The organism is Ruegeria sp. F12, from assembly GCF_056533885.1.
Window position 1 is genome coordinate 252422 of the sequence record NZ_JBQFOV010000002.1, and the last position, 17047, is coordinate 269468.

The 17047-nt window shown below is 57.2% G+C and carries 15 protein-coding genes; 13 read left to right on the forward strand and 2 right to left on the reverse strand.

Translation table 11 applies throughout. The annotated features are described in order from the left end of the window. Positions 1-40 precede the first annotated feature (40 nt). Positions 41-952 carry a cytochrome c oxidase subunit II gene (gene coxB, locus ACR0CA_RS03935; protein WP_170790398.1) on the reverse strand — a complete coding sequence of 304 codons (912 nt, stop codon included), beginning with the start codon at positions 950-952 and terminating at the stop codon, positions 41-43. Between the two features lie 176 nt (positions 953-1128). Here coxB and tldD point away from each other — a divergent pair, with 176 nt between their 5' ends. The 5 genes from tldD (at position 1129) to ACR0CA_RS03960 (ending at position 8101) form a co-directional block, all read left to right on the forward strand. Then, positions 1129-2550, forward strand: a complete 1422-nt coding sequence (gene tldD / locus ACR0CA_RS03940; protein ID WP_480897499.1) for a metalloprotease TldD — start codon at positions 1129-1131, stop codon at positions 2548-2550. Between the two features lie 239 nt (positions 2551-2789). Next, on the forward strand, positions 2790-3917 hold the full coding sequence (dprA, locus tag ACR0CA_RS03945) for a DNA-processing protein DprA (RefSeq protein WP_480897500.1): 1128 nt from the start codon (positions 2790-2792) through the stop codon (positions 3915-3917). Positions 3918-4059: 142 nt separating this feature from the next. Continuing rightward, positions 4060-6678, forward strand: a complete 2619-nt coding sequence (gene topA / locus ACR0CA_RS03950) for a type I DNA topoisomerase (protein WP_480897501.1) — start codon at positions 4060-4062, stop codon at positions 6676-6678. Positions 6679-6770: 92 nt separating this feature from the next. Beyond that, on the forward strand, positions 6771-7475 hold the full coding sequence (locus tag ACR0CA_RS03955) for a CoA transferase subunit A (protein ID WP_170782869.1): 705 nt from the start codon (positions 6771-6773) through the stop codon (positions 7473-7475). Then, positions 7475-8101, forward strand: a complete 627-nt coding sequence (locus ACR0CA_RS03960; protein ID WP_480877763.1) for a CoA transferase subunit B — start codon at positions 7475-7477, stop codon at positions 8099-8101. The genes ACR0CA_RS03955 and ACR0CA_RS03960 overlap by 1 nt, the downstream gene beginning before the upstream one ends. A 40-nt stretch (positions 8102-8141) precedes the next feature. Here ACR0CA_RS03960 and ACR0CA_RS03965 read toward each other — a convergent pair whose 3' ends face one another. Next, complete coding sequence (locus tag ACR0CA_RS03965; protein WP_480548880.1) at positions 8142-9002, reverse strand: lytic transglycosylase domain-containing protein; 861 nt, start codon at positions 9000-9002, stop codon at positions 8142-8144. Positions 9003-9354: 352 nt separating this feature from the next. On the opposite strand from ACR0CA_RS03965, the gene ACR0CA_RS03970 reads away from it, so the two are divergent. The 8 genes from ACR0CA_RS03970 to ACR0CA_RS04005 all read left to right on the forward strand — a co-directional run bounded on the left by ACR0CA_RS03970 (position 9355) and on the right by ACR0CA_RS04005 (position 17041). Continuing rightward, the gene (locus ACR0CA_RS03970; RefSeq protein ID WP_170769986.1) at positions 9355-9567 is read left to right on the forward strand and encodes a Flp family type IVb pilin; all 213 of its coding nucleotides are present in this window, start codon (positions 9355-9357) and stop codon (positions 9565-9567) included. Positions 9568-9655: 88 nt separating this feature from the next. After that, on the forward strand, positions 9656-9871 hold the full coding sequence (locus ACR0CA_RS03975; protein ID WP_480897502.1) for a hypothetical protein: 216 nt from the start codon (positions 9656-9658) through the stop codon (positions 9869-9871). A gap of 154 nt (positions 9872-10025) precedes the next feature. Further along, positions 10026-10907, forward strand: a complete 882-nt coding sequence (gene cpaB, locus ACR0CA_RS03980) for a Flp pilus assembly protein CpaB (protein WP_170782872.1) — start codon at positions 10026-10028, stop codon at positions 10905-10907. Between the two features lie 190 nt (positions 10908-11097). After that, positions 11098-12504, forward strand: coding sequence for a type II and III secretion system protein family protein (locus ACR0CA_RS03985; protein ID WP_170769984.1), 1407 nt, complete (start codon positions 11098-11100; stop codon positions 12502-12504). A gap of 16 nt (positions 12505-12520) precedes the next feature. After that, the gene (locus ACR0CA_RS03990) at positions 12521-13156 is read left to right on the forward strand and encodes an OmpA family protein (protein ID WP_480897503.1); all 636 of its coding nucleotides are present in this window, start codon (positions 12521-12523) and stop codon (positions 13154-13156) included. Positions 13157-13357: 201 nt separating this feature from the next. Continuing rightward, complete coding sequence (locus ACR0CA_RS03995; RefSeq protein WP_170769982.1) at positions 13358-14593, forward strand: CpaE/TadZ family protein; 1236 nt, start codon at positions 13358-13360, stop codon at positions 14591-14593. A 24-nt stretch (positions 14594-14617) separates the two neighbouring features. Continuing rightward, positions 14618-16060 carry a TadA family conjugal transfer-associated ATPase gene (locus ACR0CA_RS04000; RefSeq protein ID WP_170769981.1) on the forward strand — a complete coding sequence of 481 codons (1443 nt, stop codon included), beginning with the start codon at positions 14618-14620 and terminating at the stop codon, positions 16058-16060. 12 nt (positions 16061-16072) lie between these two features. After that, positions 16073-17041, forward strand: coding sequence for a type II secretion system F family protein (locus ACR0CA_RS04005; RefSeq protein WP_170769980.1), 969 nt, complete (start codon positions 16073-16075; stop codon positions 17039-17041). Positions 17042-17047: the final 6 nt, after the last annotated feature.

Consider the following 17047-nt stretch of genomic DNA (forward strand, 5'->3'; position numbering starts at 1 on the left):
CCCGCGCAGCCCACTTGTTAAAACCTAGGCCGCAAAGGGCTTAGTTCGAGGCAACCTGATAGGTGTCAGGCTGACCTGCATACTCTTCCAGAGCACCCTGCAGCCATTCCTCATAAGCTTCTTCGCTAACCACTTTGACGGTGATCGGCATATAGGCATGGTCCTTGCCACACAGTTCCGAACACTGTCCGAAGTACACACCTTCCTTGTCGGCCTGGAACCACAGCTCGGCCAGACGACCGGGCACACCGTCCTGCTTCACGCCAAAGGACGGGATGGTCCACGAATGAATCACGTCGGACGCGGTGACCTGCATAACGATGACCTTGCCCACGGGCACGACAACAGCGGTGTCGGTGGCCAGCAGCCACTCATCATCGCTGTAACCGGCATCTGCCAGCTTGGCGCGCATTGCATCATCCAGAACAAACGGGGTCACATCGGCATCCGCCGGGCGTGCACCTTCGTCCAGCGTGGCCGGATGGCCCAGCAGGTAGCTGTCGAATGCAAAGTCGTGGTCGACGTATTCATAGGTCCAGTACCATTGGTTGCCGACAACCTTGATCACCACGTCGCCTTCGGGAATTTCCTGCTGTTTGAACAGAACCGGCAGCGAGAATGCACCGATAAAGACCAGAATTAGGATCGGGCCCAGCGTCCACGCGATCTCAACCGGGGTATAGTGCGAGAACCGCGCAGGTTCAGGGTTCGAGCGTTCATTGTAGCGCACGATGCAATAGATCAGCAGACCAGCCACGAACAGACAGATCGCGGTGATGATCACCAGAATCATCCCGTCCAGCCGCTGAATTCCGGTGGCCAGCTCGGTCACGGCGGGCTGGAAGCCCATACCACCATCAACCGGTTTGCCAATAATCTCAAGCTCCTGAGCCATGGCCGGAAGGCTGGAGAGGGCTGTCATAAAGCCCGAAAGCATCAAAGCATTCTTCATGTTCTGTCCTGATCGTTTGATCTTTGCGTCCCTGGCGAAAAGGTGTGAATCGGTCGCACCTCTCCCGTTGTCTTTAGCCGCGTTAAAAACCATATTCCTGCGGGTAGATAAAGCAAAATGCTTGCGTCAAACAGACGCTATTTTTGATCTGGATCAAACCCGAAAGGTCCCAAGTGATGCCCAACGACCCGTTTCGCCCGTTTGAAAGCGTTCTTCCACAGGACGAAGCCCTTGCGGTCCTTCAATCTGCCACCGCCGGGGCCGAGGACGGAGAGCTGTTTGTCGAGCGTCGCAAATCCGAAGCGTTGGTCTTTGATGACGGTCGGCTAAAGACTGCGTCTTATGACGCGTCCGAAGGGTTCGGCCTGCGGGCGGTGCAAGGCGAAGTGGCTGGGTACGCGCATTCCACCGATGTTTCGATCGGCGCTTTGAAACGAGCCGCCGAAACCGCGCGTTTGGCGGTTGGGGATGGCGGAGGAACGCTGGCGGACGCTCCGCGCGCTACGAACAAGCGGCTTTATACGGATGAGGACCCAATAGAATCCGCCAGTTTTCCGGTCAAAATCGAAACCCTGCGCGAGATCGATGCCTTTGCCCGCGATCTGGACCCTCGGGTCGTACAAGTCAGCGCAACCATCGCTGCCGCTGTGCAGGAGGTTGAGATTCTCCGCCCCGATGGCGTGCTGGTACGCGATGTGCGACCGATGACGCGGCTGAACATCTCGGTGATTGTCGAGCAGTACGGCCGCCGCGAAAGCGGCTCGGCCGGTGGGGGCGGTCGTGTTGGGTTGGACGGGCTGATCGACCCGGCAGACTGGCAGGACAAGGCGCGAGAGGCATTGAGGATCGCGCTGGTCAACCTCGACGCCATCCCCGCCCCGGCCGGTGTGATGGAGGTCGCGCTTGGCCCTGGCTGGCCCGGCATTCTGCTGCACGAAGCCATCGGTCATGGATTGGAAGGTGACTTCAACCGCAAGGGCAGTTCCGCCTTTGCCGGGCTCATGGGCCAGCGAATCGCATCCAAAGGCGTGACCGTGGTCGATGACGGCACGATCCCGGATCGGCGCGGCTCGATCTCGGTCGATGATGAGGGCACGCCCAGTTCGCGCACGGTTTTGATCGAGGATGGCATCCTGACCGGCTACATGCAGGACCGCCAGAACGCGCGTCTTATGGGGGTTGCCCCTACCGGGAATGGCCGTCGTCAAAGCTATGCTCACAAACCAATGCCCCGCATGACCAACACTGTCATGCTGGGCGGGGACACCGATCCTGCGTCTTTGGTCGCCGACATCAAGGACGGTATCTGGGCGGTCGGGTTTGGCGGTGGTCAGGTGGACATCACCAATGGCAAATTCGTCTTCTCGTGCACCGAGGCTTACCGTGTCGAAAACGGCAAAATCGGCGCACCGGTGAAAGGGGCCACGTTGATTGGCGATGGCCCGTCCGCGCTGAACCGTATTCGTGGCGTTGGCAATGACATGGCGCTGGATCCCGGCATGGGCACCTGCGGCAAGGACGGTCAATGGGTGCCCGTTGGCGTTGGCCAACCTACCGTTCTGATGGACGGCCTGACCGTGGGCGGATCGGCGGCCTAGGTTAGAATCGTGGCTCATCTGTTGGGGCGCAGGGTTAACACTGCGCCTCAAATCCTGCGCATAGATTTGGGCAATATCTGGTTGGCCCTATTGTTGCGGAAAAATATTTTCGTTATTTTTCAGAACGCTAGACATTGTCACGAGATCAAATCGCAAAAATACCGGAAAAATTTGAGGGGATTCAGAAGCTGTTAACCCCTACAGTCGTAAACCAGTTCTGCAATCAGGCGGAGCAACGGATGACCGAAGAGCAGCTTTCTTCCTATCACCCCACACTCCCACCCACCACGGAAGAGGATCGGTTTTCCTGGCTTCGTCTGTTGCGCTCTCGCAAGGTTGGTCCGGCAACATTTCGTCGGCTGCTGCGGGAACATGGCTCAGCGCAGAATGCGCTGGCCGCGCTGCCCGAAATGGCACGCGCTGCCGGTATTGAAGGGTATGAAACGTGCCCGCCCGGCGTGATTGAGGCGGAACTCAAGGCCGCAAAAGCTGCCAAAGCGCAGCTTTTGTGCCTTGGGTCCGCCGATTTTCCTGACGCTTTGAACGATCTTAACGATGCCCCGCCGATGCTGTGGGCCATCGGCGACGTGTCGATCATTCACCACCCTACAGTGGCGATGGTTGGCGCGCGCAATTGCTCGTCACTCGGCGCGCGGATGGCGCGGGGGCTGGCGACGGATCTTGGCAAACAGGGACATGTCATCGTCTCGGGCCTGGCACGCGGGATCGACACCGCAGCGCATATGGCCGCGTTGGACACAGGTACTGTTGCTGTGATGGCCGGTGGCGTAGATGTGATCTATCCCGCCGAGAATACTGATCTCGCTCATAAAATCGCCGAATTCGGGTTGCGTGTATCGGAACAGCCCATGGGCGTGACACCGCAAGCCCGGCATTTTCCGCGCCGCAACCGGATCATATCGGGGCTGGCGCAGGCGGTTGTCGTGGTCGAGGCCGCCGCCAAATCCGGCAGCCTGATCACTGCGCGGGATGCACTGGATCAGGGACGTGAAGTTCTGGCCGTTCCCGGCCATCCCTTTGATGCCCGCGCCGCAGGATGCAACCTGTTGATCCGCGACGGGGCGACTTTGGTGCGTTCGGCAGAAGACGTGATCGAAGCCCTGCCCCAGCACGACCTGTTCACAGCTACTCGATCGCAGGAAACCTCAACAATCACAAAGCCCACCCCGCCTGCCACGTTGCACCAGGCGATTCTGACCCGCCTCGGTCCCTCACCAATTGCCGAGGATCAGTTGATCCGTGACATCGCCGCCTCCGCTGGCGAAATCGGCCCTGCACTTGTGGATCTTGAGCTGGAAGGGCGTATCCAACGTCAACCGGGCGGGTTGCTGTCTCTTTCGGCTTAAAGGCCTGATTTTCGCCTGTATCGCTTTGAAATCACCTCTAAATTCCAATGAGCAAAGGAACGCATTGACAATTCGCTCTTGCCCTACACATTTTGCACCATCATAGAAGGCGCCAAATTCGTCGAGCGAGGTTTTCCCCTAAATGCCTGTAGTTGTTGTAGAATCCCCTGCCAAGGCCAAAACGATCAACAAATACCTTGGCCCCGACTACACGGTTCTGGCGTCTTATGGCCATGTGCGCGACCTGCCACCCAAGGACGGATCGGTCGATCCCGAACATGAATTCGAGATGAAATGGGAAGTCGGCACCGACAGCCGCAAGCATGTCAAAGCCATCGCCGACGCCTTGAAAGAAGACAACGCCCTCATCCTCGCCACTGACCCCGATCGCGAGGGCGAGGCGATCAGCTGGCACCTGCAAGAGGCGCTGACCAAGCGCCGCTCGATCAAGAAGGACACGCCCGTCAGCCGCGTGACCTTCAACGCCATCACCAAGGACGCAGTGACCGAGGCGATGCAGAACCCACGTCAGGTCGATATGCCTCTCGTAGAAGCCTATCTGGCCCGCCGCGCGCTGGACTATCTGGTGGGGTTCAACTTGTCCCCCGTCCTGTGGCGCAAGCTGCCCGGGGCGAAGTCGGCAGGCCGCGTGCAATCGGTCTGTCTGCGCCTGATCGTCGAGCGCGAGATGGAGATAGAGGCATTCAAGCCGGTCGAATACTGGTCGGTCAAAGCGCTGTTCGAGACCCCGCGCGGCCAAACTTATGAGGCGCGTCTGGTCACTCTGGCTGGAAACAAGCTGGATAAGCACGACCTGAAAAACGCCACGCAGGCAGAACTAGCTGTGCAGGCGATCACCAGCCGCGCACTCAGCGTTACCTCCGTCGAGGCGAAGCCTGCGGCGCGCAACCCGTCGGCCCCGTTCATGACCTCGACCCTGCAGCAGGAGGCCAGCCGCAAGTTCGGCATGGGCGCGCGCCATGCGATGCAGGTGGCGCAGCGACTGTATGAGGCGGGCTACATCACCTATATGCGGACCGACGGTATCGACATGGCCCCCGAGGCCGTGGCCGCCACTCGCGATGCCATCTCTGACCGCTATGGCAAGGAATACGTGCCGGACAGCCCGCGCATCTACAAGAACAAGGCCAAAAACGCGCAGGAGGCCCACGAGTGTATCCGTCCCACGGATATGTCGCGCGATGCCAGCGACCTGAAGGTCACGGATGAGGATCAGCGCAAGCTGTATGACCTGATCTGGAAGCGCACGATTGCCTGTCAGATGGCCGCGGCACGGCTGGAACGCACCACGGTCGAGATCGGCAGCGATGACGGCCAAGTCGGTTTGCGTGCCACCGGTCAGGTGGTCATGTTCGACGGCTTCATGCGCGTCTATGAAGAAGGCCGCGACGACGTTTCCGATGACGACGATAAACGCCTGCCGCAGATCACGCAGGGCGATCCGGCGCGGTTCGCCAAGACCTCGCTTAAGAATCAGTTCTCGAAAGCCGAGGACAAGGCCGCAGTTCTGTCCGACAATGAGGCCGTTCTGGCCCTGCAACACCATACCCAACCACCCCCACGCTATACTGAGGCCACGCTGGTCAAACGCATGGAAGAGCTAGGGATCGGGCGTCCATCAACCTATGCCTCGATCGTGACCACGATTCAGGACCGCGAATATGTGCGCAAGGATAAGAACCGGCTGATCCCCGAAGAAAAAGGCCGGATTGTCACGATCTTTTTGCTGAACTTCTTCCGTCAGTACGTGGGCTATGAGTTCACCGCCAATCTGGAAGGCGAGTTGGACGATGTCAGCGCTGGCGAACGCGACTACAAAGACCTGTTGGGCAAGTTCTGGCGCGATTTCTCGGCCGCGATTGGGGAGACGTCCGAGCTGCGGATTTCCGAAGTGCTGGACAAGCTGGATGAAGCGCTGGCACCCCAGCTGTATCCGCCGCGCGAAGACGGCTCCGACCCCCGCGTTTGCCCGAAATGCGGCTTGGGGCAACTGCACTTGAAAACCTCGCGTACCGGCGGGTTTGTCGGCTGCGGCAACTACCCCGAATGCACCTATACCCGCCCCATCGCGGGTGAAGGGGCCGAAGGCGACGAACGTCTGTTGGGCGAAGATGCAGGCGATGAGATTTGGCTGAAATCCGGCCGGTTCGGGCCTTACGTCCAGCGCGGCGAGCCAACGCCCGAGAACAAGAAACCCCCGCGTGCGTCCCTCCCCCGTGGCTGGAGCAAGGATGACATGGATCTGGACAAGGCGCTGACGCTGCTGTCCTTACCCCGCCAGATCGGCGAACACCCCGAGGGCGGCATGATCAGCACGAATTTCGGACGGTTCGGGCCCTATATCATGCACCAGATGCCGGAAGAGGCGAAGCCGGTATATGCCAACCTCAAAGACCCCAATGACGTCTTTGAAATCGGCATGAACCGCGCGGTTGAAATGCTGGCCGAAAAGCGCGCCAATCCGGGCCGTGGGCGTCGGGCGGCGGCAAAACCGCTCAAGGAATTGGGCGATCACCCTGATGGCGGCGTGATGCAGGTGCTGGACGGGCGTTATGGGCCATATGTCAAATGGGAAAAGGTCAACGCGACCATCCCCAAGGATATCAAGCCCGAGGACGTGACGCAGGAAATGGCCATCGAACTGGTCAACGAGCGCGCTACCAAGAAAGGCACCAAAAAGAAAGCTGCCCCCAAGAAGAAAGCCGCAGCGAAGAAGACAGCCAAAAAGGCGGCCTCATAGGTAGAAATACCACCACCCTGTTGGATTCGTTGACTTCCCCGTGACGTGGCGGCACAACCTGCCCATCACCATGTCATTGGGGGAGTTTTTTCATGAAAAAAGTCTATGCAAACGCGGCCGAGGCGCTGGACGGGCTGCTGCATGACGACATGTTCATCGCTGCAGGCGGATTTGGCCTCTGCGGTATTCCGGAACTGTTGCTTGAGGCCATCAAGGAGGCAGGTACGCAGAACCTGACCTTTGCGTCGAACAACGCAGGCGTCGACGATTTCGGCATCGGCATTCTGTTGCAGACCAAGCAGGTCAAGAAGATGATCAGCTCGTATGTTGGCGAAAACGCCGAATTCATGCGTCAGTACCTGGCCGGCGAACTCGAGCTAGAGTTCAACCCGCAAGGTACTCTTGCCGAACGTATGCGCGCCGGTGGCGCAGGTATCCCCGGTTTCTATACCAAGACCGGCGTGGGCACCGTGATCGCCGAAGGTAAAGAGCACAAGGACTTCAACGGCGAGACTTACATAATGGAGGAAGGCATTTTTGCCGACCTCGCGATCGTCAAAGCGTGGAAGGCCGACGACACCGGCAATCTGGTGTTCCGTAAGACTGCCCGGAACTTCAACGTGCCCGCTGCGACCTGCGGCAAGGTCTGCGTGGCCGAGGTTGAGGAAATCGTGCCTCGTGGCTCGCTGGACCCCGACGCGATCCACCTGCCCGGCATCTATGTGCATCGCATTATTCAAGGCAGCCACGAAAAGCGCATCGAACAGCGCACCACCCGCAAGAAGGAGGACGCATAATGCCCTGGGACCGCAATCAAATGGCCGCCCGCGCAGCGCAAGAGTTGGAAGACGGCATGTATGTGAACCTCGGCATCGGTATTCCGACGCTGGTGGCGAATTATGTGGGCGACAAGGACATCACTCTGCAATCCGAGAACGGAATGCTGGGCATGGGCCCCTTCCCTTTCGAGGGCGAGGAAGACCCCGACCTGATCAACGCGGGCAAGCAAACGATTACCGAGCTATCTCGTACGTCCTATTTCGACAGTGCCACGTCCTTTGGCATGATCCGGGGCGGCAAGATCGCCGCCGCTGTTCTGGGCGCGATGGAAGTCGATGAAGAAGGCGATCTGGCCAACTGGATGATCCCCGGCGTGCTGGTCAAAGGCATGGGCGGTGCGATGGATCTGGTGGCCGGTGTTGGCCGCGTGATCGTAGTGATGGATCACACCAACAAGCACGGCAAATCAAAGTTGCTGAAGAAATGCACCCTGCCTTTAACAGGCAAAAAAGTGGTGAACCGCATCATCACCAATCTGGGTGTGTTGGACGTGGTCGACGGCGGCCTCAAGATCGTCGAGATCGCCGAGGGCGTGACCGAGGACGAGATTCGTGCCGCCACCGAGGCCAATATCGTCAACTGAGTATCCAATGAAAAGGCCTGCTGGTTAAAGCGGGCCTATTTCAATTCAGCGTCTGAAACACGCAGCCGTCGGAAATGAATTGGGGTGGCGTGGAACAAAGCGCGCGGGCCACCTGAAACGCCGCTAGCACCTTGGGCACATAGTCCCGAGTCTCGGAAAACGGTGGCACCCCGGCATGTTTGCGCACCGACCCCTCGCCTGCGTTGTAGCCTGCCAGCACCAGAATCGGGTCGTTGTCGAACTCGTTCATCAGCCAGTCCAGATATTTCACACCACCCGAGATGTTCTGGCCGGGGTGAAAACTGTCCTCGACGCCAAAGCGCCTGGCCGTGGCAGGCATAAGCTGCATCAACCCCTGTGCACCTGCTGAACTGACCGCGTCAGACCGGCCAGCCGATTCCACCGAGATCACAGCCAAAACCAATGCTGGGGACACATTAGTGCCCACGGTCTGCCGCAGGATCTCAATCCCTTGCTGCTGTGCAATGGTCTGAAGGGTCTGCAGTCGAGGGGAGGCCACGTTGATTGCGATCAGCGCATTCATCGCATCTTCCAACCGGCCAGCCCGGGCCTGCGCCAATTCAGGAGATATCTTGTCCCAGAAGGCTTTGTAGGACCCAACCGGTTTGTCCGACCCGCCCGGCGAGGCCGGAGGTGCGACGCGGGTACGAGCGATTACCTCCGGCACCTCAATCTCTGCCCCGGTACTGGGCGCGGACGGAGCCGCCGCATGTTCCTGAGGTGTTATCTGCACGGTCACGCGTGGGCGCGTCCCCGGCTTTGGCGCTTTGACACGTTTATAGACACCTCTTGGCTCTTGCGTCTGCGCAAGCGCTTGAACAGGAGCCAATATCGTCGCAACCGCCAAGCTGACGCTCAGCATTACATTCCGGAGATTCATTTTGCCCGCCTCACGGATTTCTTTTGGCTGATATGAACCCGGAATCGACGGCTAAGGCCATAAAAACAACGTGAATTGGGGCAGATTCGCCTCATTTGCCGCAATTTTGCATCGCAGATTTCACATCCTCGAGCAAAAGAGAATATTTTAATTGTTTATTCTCAGTGACTTACCGTGAAAGCTATCAAAAAGTTAAACTTAAGCGAAAAAATTTGGGGTTTGGCCCAATTCCTGCCACGCCTGCCCGTCAAACATAATGCCATACCGAGACGGTCGGGAGCGGACTGAGAGAGAAAGCTCTGGAAGACGCCGAGGTTTACTTAACTATTTTGATCCTTAGGAGGGACGTAACATGATCAAGTTCATCAAGAACTTCTGCAAAGACGAAGACGGCGCCGTAACAGTTGACTGGGTCGTTCTGACCGCAGCTATCGTTGGCCTGGCCGCAGTTGCTTACACTCAGATCGGCGACGGCACCGCGACTGTTTCGCGCAACGTCGGTACCGCACTTGGCACGGTTGACACTCCGTCCGACATCAACACTTCGTTTGGTACTACTCCGTAATACCACTCCTGTTGAAAACAAATTCGGTGGGGTCATGCTTAGTTAGGCTTGGCCCCATTTTTTTTAAGCGTCCTTGCCATGGTGCCACATGCTAAAAAGACTTAAACAGTTTTTGGATTGCGAAAATGGAGCAGTCACGGTCGACTGGGTTGTTTTGACCGCCGCGATTGTTGGATTCGCTTCTTTCATCGGCCTTTACATAGCGGAACCAGTAAAAGACTTGGACGCCAGAAACGGCGCCGCGGTCTCGTCTGTAGTTGTGCATGAAATAGACCTGGATTTTTCGGACAGCCCAGATTCTTAAGTTCAGTGTAGGCTTGAGTAAGCTCTGCACAAAAAAACGCAAAAACTATCGGGATTGTCCCTCTTTTCGACACAATTGACCGATACCCAAGGTCGAGCATGGCCGAAATCCAATCGGCGATTAAACGACAACAAAATGATACGAGGGGACACGAATGCGTGCAGTATTTGGACTAGTCCTGATTATAGGGGTGGCTTTGGCCGGTGGCGCTGTTTACTTGGCGCGGGACTATATCGCCCAGACTCAGGCAGAAGTGGAGCGACAGAAACGAGCGGCGGAAGAGGCTTTGGCGAATGTCAAATCCGTGCCGACTGTTGACGTTTTGGTATCAACACGCGCCCTGAAATATGGTGAGCGCATCGCCCAGGAAGATGTGCGCGTCGTGAAATGGCCCGAAGATGCGATTCCCGAAGGCACTTTTTCCGAAATGGCAGCATTTTTTCCAGAAGCGGCAAAGGGCGACCGTTTTGTCCTGAGGACAATGGAAAAAGATGAAGCTTTGATGGCCGTCAAAGTGACGGAGCCGGGCGAAGCAGCAGGTCTGACCTCGCGCCTTGCCAAAGGGATGCGTGCGTTCGCAATCCGTGTCGACGTGGCCTCGGGGGTTTCGGGCTTCCTACGCCCCAGCGACAAGGTCGACGTGTATTGGACCGGCTCTCTTAGCGGTGCGATTGCCGGCAACAACGGCGAAATCACTCGTCTGATCCAGACAAATATCGAGTTGATTGCAGTCGACCAAACCGCCGGATCAGATCTGGCTGGCGCAACGATCGCGCGTACTGTTACTGTTGCGGCTACACCTGAACAGATTGCCGCCCTAGCGCAAGCGCAGAACACAGGCCGTTTGTCATTGGCTCTGGTTGGCGTACAAGATGAGACGGTCGCAAGCGCCGTCGAGGTTGACCAACGCAAGTTGTTGGGAATCAAAGAGACCGCTCCTGCGGCACCTGCAGCCGTCGAAGAAGTCTGCACGATTAAGACCCGTCGCGGCGCCGAAATCTTTGATACCGGAATCGTGACACCCTGTACAAACTAGCGCCAAATCAGCGCTTTAGGATGACAGGCCGCGCCTCTGCGCGGCTTGTTTCATTTTGGATGTTGCGAATTGTCCACATAAGGAAAATTCCAGAAACCCTTGATTATTGCAATAAATTCGTAATTCGCGCAGGGTTAACAGGCATAAGGTGCTAAACCTAAAACGAGGCGTGATCGGAGAGGCAGGTCACATGAAAATATATTCTTGGATCAGCGCAACCCTGCTGGGGTTGACGCTTGTTATCAGTTCAATCGGTGAGACCGCCTGGGCTGAAAGTCTTCGCGTGGTAAAGAAGGGAACAGCGGAAACGCTGGATGTCCCGATGAACCGCGCCATTGTTGTTGAGAGTGAGCAGCCGTTTGCCGAGCTCAGCATTGCCAACGCTGGCATCGCTGATATTTCGTCGCTTTCGGATCGCACGATCTATGTATTGGGTAAAGCCCCCGGTCTGACCACTCTGACATTGTTCGACGGTGCAGGTAACTTGCTTGCGAATGTTCGGGTCCGGGTTTCGCCGGATGTATCGGAGTTCAAAGAGCGTCTGCGTCAGATTCTTCCCAATGAGCGGATTGAAGTACGAACTGCCAATGACGGGATCGTATTGTCCGGGACAGTATCCAGTTCTGGCAAACTGGCCCGCGCATTGGAGTTGGCCGAGCGCTACGCGCCCGAACGTGTGTCCAACCTGATGTCGGTCGGTGGTGTTCAACAGGTGATGCTGAAAGTTCGCTTTGCTGAGATGAACCGGTCGGTTGCCAAAAGCCTGACCGCATCGCTGGGCTTTGCCGGGACTGACGCAACGGGTGGTTTTAACACTCTGAACAACAGCTTGGCTCTGACGAACGCGCTGAACAACAACATCCCGGCCATTCAGACGAATACCGGCGCAATCCTCTTTGGATTTGGCGCAGGGTCTACTCAGGTTCGCCTGCTGCTTGAAGCGTTGGAATCCAAAGGTCTAGCCCGCAGCCTGGCAGAACCGAATCTCTCGGCCCTGTCCGGTCAGGAAGCCACCTTCCTTGCCGGTGGTGAGGTCCCGATTCCTGTGCCGCAGGACGATGGCGTCATCGCGATCGAATATCGCGCATTCGGCGTCGAGATGGACTTTATCCCCTATGTTCTGGATGATGGCATTATCAATCTGGAAATGGCGGCTTCTGTGTCAGCCATTGACGGAAGCTCGGATTTCACAATCCAGGGTGACAACGTTCCCACTTTCATCGTTCGCCAAACCAGCACAACTGTTGAACTGCGCGATGGTGAGAGCTTCGCAATCGCAGGGCTGATTCAGGATGACTTTACCGACATCAACAGCCAGGTTCCATGGATCGGCGACGTGCCGGTTTTGGGTGCCCTGTTCCGCAGCGCGGAATACCAGCGTGCGCAAAGTGAGTTGGTCATCATTGTGACAGCACACCTGGTGTCGCCCACACGTGGCGAAGCTCTGGCATTGCCGACAGATCGGGTCAAACCGCCCAGCGAATTTGATCTGTTCATCAACGGCCGTGTCGCACGAACCGAACCCGCCGGAGCCGGCGCTGCTTCCGAGGTCGCCAAGCAGGACTTCGGTAGCTCTTACGGCTACGTCCTGGATTGATAGGAGGATAGGACCAATGCAAAAGTGGATAATCGCACTGGGTCTTTCGGTCTCTGTCACCGCGTGTACGCGAGAGGCCGGATACGAAATTGACCAAGGCGCATTCGGAAATGCGACACTGCACAACACGCGTGTCCTGAACGGCGACCTGAGCTACGCTCAAATTCTGGGTCAGAGATTCGCGGCCGAGGTTCCGACGCAGATCAACTTTGCCTTCGACAGCGCTCAGCTGGATGAATCGGCACGGCGGATTCTGTTGCGGCAAGCGGCTTGGATCAAACAATTCCCTGAAGCGCGCTTCCGGGTTTACGGTCACACCGACGCGGTCGGCTCTCAGGCTTACAACCAAGCCTTGGGTCAACGCCGGGCAAACGCAGCAGTGGCATTCCTGACTCAACAGGGCATTTCACGCTCCCGTCTTGAGGCTGTTGTATCCTTCGGCAAAACGCGTCCGTTGATCGACACGCCGAACAGAGACCGCCGCAACCGCCGGACCGTGACAGAGGTTTCCGGCTTTGTGGACGGTAACCCGCTGATTCTGGACGGTAAATACGCCGAAGTGATCTACCGCGAATATGTCGGAAGCGCGACGTATGAAAGCCAGTTGCGCTCTGAAACGAGCCTCGGTGACACCTCCGACGGCGGCCAATAAAACAATAAACTTGAATTGGGCGACATCGTCGCCCAATTCCCTACAATTGGTTCTTTTGCGCCTAAATCTTGCCTAAGTTCCAAGCCACATTTTCAACAATTGGGTGAAGTCGGCCGTAAAAGGCCGCAGCAGGGCAACAGCCAGCCTGATCGAACGATTGCGTTCGCCGGGATGGCTGCCCTCATGATGAGGATTGGGTTAATGACAAGCGCAACGACGCAAGATGACAACACCGCCATTCTGGCCTGCACGATCAGCAGAGATGTCCAGAATTTCGACTTGCTCATCGAAGATATGGAAGCCGCTCTGGGTGAGCGCTGGGGCGATCTGGGATTTGCGGAAGCACTTGCTTTCTTTGGACAGCCCGAGGCGGACAACCTGGAATTCGTCGCTCTTGCCATCGACGGCGAAGACGAGGACAACCTGACCCAGATGGGCGAGATCATCTCGCGCGCTAAAGAAAAGAAAATCAAAGTCGTCCTTATTGCCGAAGATGTGACTCCGGCATCGCTGCATCAGTTGCTGCGCAAGGGCGCGGACGAATTTGTTCCCTACCCTCTTCCCGAAGGCGAACTGCAAGAAGCAATCGCGCGCATGAATCAGCCTGACCCCGTCGTTGTCGCACAACAAGCTGCGGTTCAGCTGACGCAGGGCGAGTCGAAAGAAGGTGCTTTGTTCGTTGTGCATGGGCTGGCTGGCGGCGTCGGATCGACGACAATGGCCGTCAACCTTGCCTGGGAATTGGCAACCGCATCGGACAAGGAAACCCCGAAGGTCTGCCTGTTGGATCTGGATTTGCAGTTTGGCACCGTGTCGACCTATCTGGACCTGCCGCGTCGCGAAACGGTGTTCGAGATGCTGTCAGACACGGATTCGATGGATGACGATGTCTTCTCGCAAGCGCTGCAAAGCTACGAAGACAAGATGCAGGTTCTAACGGCCCCTTCGGACATGGTTCCGCTGGATCTGATCACTCCCGAAGACATCCAGCGCGTGATTGATACCGCGCGCAAGCACTTTGACTATGTGATCGTCGATATGCCGAGCACGCTGGTGCAGTGGTCGGAAACCGTTCTTCAGGCCGCGCATGTATATTTCGCCCTGATCGAGCTGGATATGCGCTCGGCCCAAAACGCTCTGCGCCTCAAGCGCGCGTTGCAGGCCGAGGAACTGCCCTTCAACAAGCTACGGTTTGCCCTGAACCGGGCCCCGAAATTCACTGATCTAAACGGTAAAAGCCGCGTGAAACGTATGGGCGAAAGCCTGGGTATTTCGATTGATCTGCAACTGCCCGACGGCGGCAAGCCGGTGATGCAAAGCGGCGATCACGGTCTACCGCTGGCCAATTCGGCAGCAAAGAACCCATTGCGCAAGGAAATCGCAAAACTGGCAAAGTCACTTCACACCCTTGGCAGCAGCAGCGCCGAGGCCGCGTAACATCATCCCAAAGGGGGATCCGACGTGTTTTCAAGATACAAGAAACAGCCCGCCGGACAGCCGGTCGAAGCAATCAAGGCGCAAGCCGCGACACCTGCCCCGGCGCCGGAAAAAGCAGCTTCAGCGACTGCGGTCGCGCGGCGTCCGCTCAAGAAAAAAACCGCCGAGCCGGTCGCAAGTGACAAGGAACGCAAGCGTAAGGAGCGGTTGGGCGAGATCAAGATCGAGTTGCATCGTGAACTGCTTGAGAACCTGAACCTGGCGGCCCTTGAGAATGCGGGCGAAGCCGAACTGCGGGCCGAGATCAGCTCGATCGCCAGCGAGGTTCTGGAAGACAAGAACATCGTGCTCAACCGCGATGACCGTTCGCAACTGAACAAAGAACTATATGACGAAGTCACCGGGCTTGGGCCGCTGGAAACGTTGCTTCAGGACGATACCGTAAACGATATTCTGGTAAACGGCCCGCAACAGATTTTCGTGGAACGCCATGGTAAGCTGGAAATCAGCGACATCACGTTCAAAGATGAAAAGCACCTGATGCGGATCATCGACAAGATCGTGTCCGCCGTGGGTCGTCGTGTGGATGAATCCAACCCGTATGTTGACGCCCGTCTGGCCGATGGTTCGCGTTTCAACGCCATGGTACCGCCAATTGCGGTGGATGGCTCGCTTGTGTCCATTCGTAAGTTCAAAAAGGATAAGCTGGGCATTGACGACCTGGTCAATTTCGGCGCGTTCACCGAAGAAATGGCGGCCTATTTGCAAGCCGCCGTGTCGACCCGGCTGAACGTGATCGTCTCGGGAGGTACCGGTTCGGGTAAAACGACCACGCTGAACGCCCTGTCCAGCTTTATCGATGACGCCGAGCGTATCCTGACCATCGAGGATACGGCGGAACTTCAACTGCAACAGACCCATGTGGGCCGGATGGAAAGCCGCCCGCCCAACGTGGAAGGCAAAGGCGAAGTCAGCCCGCGCGACTGTCTGAAAAACGCCCTGCGTATGCGCCCTGACCGCATCATCGTGGGCGAGACGCGTGGCGCCGAGGTGATCGACATGTTGCAGGCCATGAACACCGGTCACGACGGGTCGATGACCACGATCCACGCCAACTCGGCCCGGGACGGGATTTCGCGTCTGGAAAACATGATTGCAATGGCTGGGATCGAAATGCCGATCAAGGCGGTCCGCAGCCAGATCTCAAGCGCTGTGAACCTGATCGTGCAAGCCAGCCGCTTGCAGGATGGCTCGCGCCGAATGACCTCGATCACTGAGATCACAGGCATGGAAGGTGACGTCATATCGATGCAAGAAATCTTTAGATTTCAACGTGTTGGATTGACGCCCGAGAACAAAATCATCGGTCATTTCACCGCCACCGGTGTACGTAGCCACTATTCCGAGCGGTTCCGTCTGTGGGGCTTTGACCTGCCCCCGGCGATCTATGAACCGACGACAATGTAAGGAGTTCCCATCATGCAACTGCCGGTCGAGGCCCTTATTTACGTCGTCATTTTCGTCGCCGTATTGGCACTGGTCGAAGGGATCTATCTGGTCGCCTTTGGCAAATCCATCAGCTTAAACAGCCGCGTCAATCGACGTCTGGACATGCTCGATAAAGGTGTCGGGCGCGAACAGGTTCTGGAACAGCTGCGCAAGGAAATGCAGCAGCACATGAAATCCCAGAGCATCCCGCTCTATTCGCTTCTGGCCGACAAGGCGCAGAAGGCGGCGATTGCGTTTTCGCCGCGGCAACTGATCATGATCATGGTCCTGGTGTCGGGCTTTGCCTTCATGGGGTTGAGCATCGGAACCGCGACAGATGTGGTCCTGCGTATTGCGCTCTCAATCGCTATCGGCGTTGGAGGCGTGTATGCGTGGGTGAATCACAAGGCCGGCAAGCGCATGGCCATGCTGGAAGAACAATTGCCAGATGCTGTGGAACTGATGGTGCGTTCGCTTCGGGTCGGTAACCCGTTCGTATCCACCATCCAGATTGTGGCGAACGAGGTTCAGGATCCACTTGCAACCGAGTTTGGCGTGATTGCGGACGAATGTGCCTATGGCCGCGACGTGGGCGAGGCCCTGAAGGATCTGGCCGAGCGGCTCGACATGCAGGATCTGCGCTTTCTGTCCGTTGCCGTCGGCATTCAGCAACAATCCGGGGGTAACCTGGCCGAGGTTCTTGCTGGTTTGGCGCTTGTCATTCGATCGCGGTTCCGTCTGTTCCGTCGTGTAAAAGCCATCACGGCCGAGGCGAAATGGTCCGGTAAGTTCCTGTCCGGCTTCCCCGTCTTTTGCCTGGTCTTCATTCTGGTGAAAGACCCTGGATACTATGACGAGGTTCTGGACCATCCCTGGTTTATCCCGGCATGCTTCTTTGTTGGCATCATGCTCACGGTGAACCTAATCGTCATGCGCATTCTCACAAACATTAAGGTCTGAGGAGGA

What these genes read in the sequence shown, in the direction of transcription:
- coxB (WP_170790398.1), bottom strand. Translation starts at nt 952, where the DNA reads ATGAAGAATGCTTTGATGCTTTCGGGCTTTATGACAGCCCTCTCCAGC.
- tldD (WP_480897499.1), top strand. Translation starts at nt 1,129, where the DNA reads ATGCCCAACGACCCGTTTCGCCCGTTTGAAAGCGTTCTTCCACAGGAC.
- dprA (WP_480897500.1), top strand. Translation starts at nt 2,790, where the DNA reads ATGACCGAAGAGCAGCTTTCTTCCTATCACCCCACACTCCCACCCACC.
- topA (WP_480897501.1), top strand. Translation starts at nt 4,060, where the DNA reads ATGCCTGTAGTTGTTGTAGAATCCCCTGCCAAGGCCAAAACGATCAAC.
- ACR0CA_RS03955 (WP_170782869.1), top strand. Translation starts at nt 6,771, where the DNA reads ATGAAAAAAGTCTATGCAAACGCGGCCGAGGCGCTGGACGGGCTGCTG.
- ACR0CA_RS03960 (WP_480877763.1), top strand. Translation starts at nt 7,475, where the DNA reads ATGCCCTGGGACCGCAATCAAATGGCCGCCCGCGCAGCGCAAGAGTTG.
- ACR0CA_RS03965 (WP_480548880.1), bottom strand. Translation starts at nt 9,002, where the DNA reads ATGAATCTCCGGAATGTAATGCTGAGCGTCAGCTTGGCGGTTGCGACG.
- ACR0CA_RS03970 (WP_170769986.1), top strand. Translation starts at nt 9,355, where the DNA reads ATGATCAAGTTCATCAAGAACTTCTGCAAAGACGAAGACGGCGCCGTA.
- ACR0CA_RS03975 (WP_480897502.1), top strand. Translation starts at nt 9,656, where the DNA reads ATGCTAAAAAGACTTAAACAGTTTTTGGATTGCGAAAATGGAGCAGTC.
- cpaB (WP_170782872.1), top strand. Translation starts at nt 10,026, where the DNA reads ATGCGTGCAGTATTTGGACTAGTCCTGATTATAGGGGTGGCTTTGGCC.
- ACR0CA_RS03985 (WP_170769984.1), top strand. Translation starts at nt 11,098, where the DNA reads ATGAAAATATATTCTTGGATCAGCGCAACCCTGCTGGGGTTGACGCTT.
- ACR0CA_RS03990 (WP_480897503.1), top strand. Translation starts at nt 12,521, where the DNA reads ATGCAAAAGTGGATAATCGCACTGGGTCTTTCGGTCTCTGTCACCGCG.
- ACR0CA_RS03995 (WP_170769982.1), top strand. Translation starts at nt 13,358, where the DNA reads ATGACAAGCGCAACGACGCAAGATGACAACACCGCCATTCTGGCCTGC.
- ACR0CA_RS04005 (WP_170769980.1), top strand. Translation starts at nt 16,073, where the DNA reads ATGCAACTGCCGGTCGAGGCCCTTATTTACGTCGTCATTTTCGTCGCC.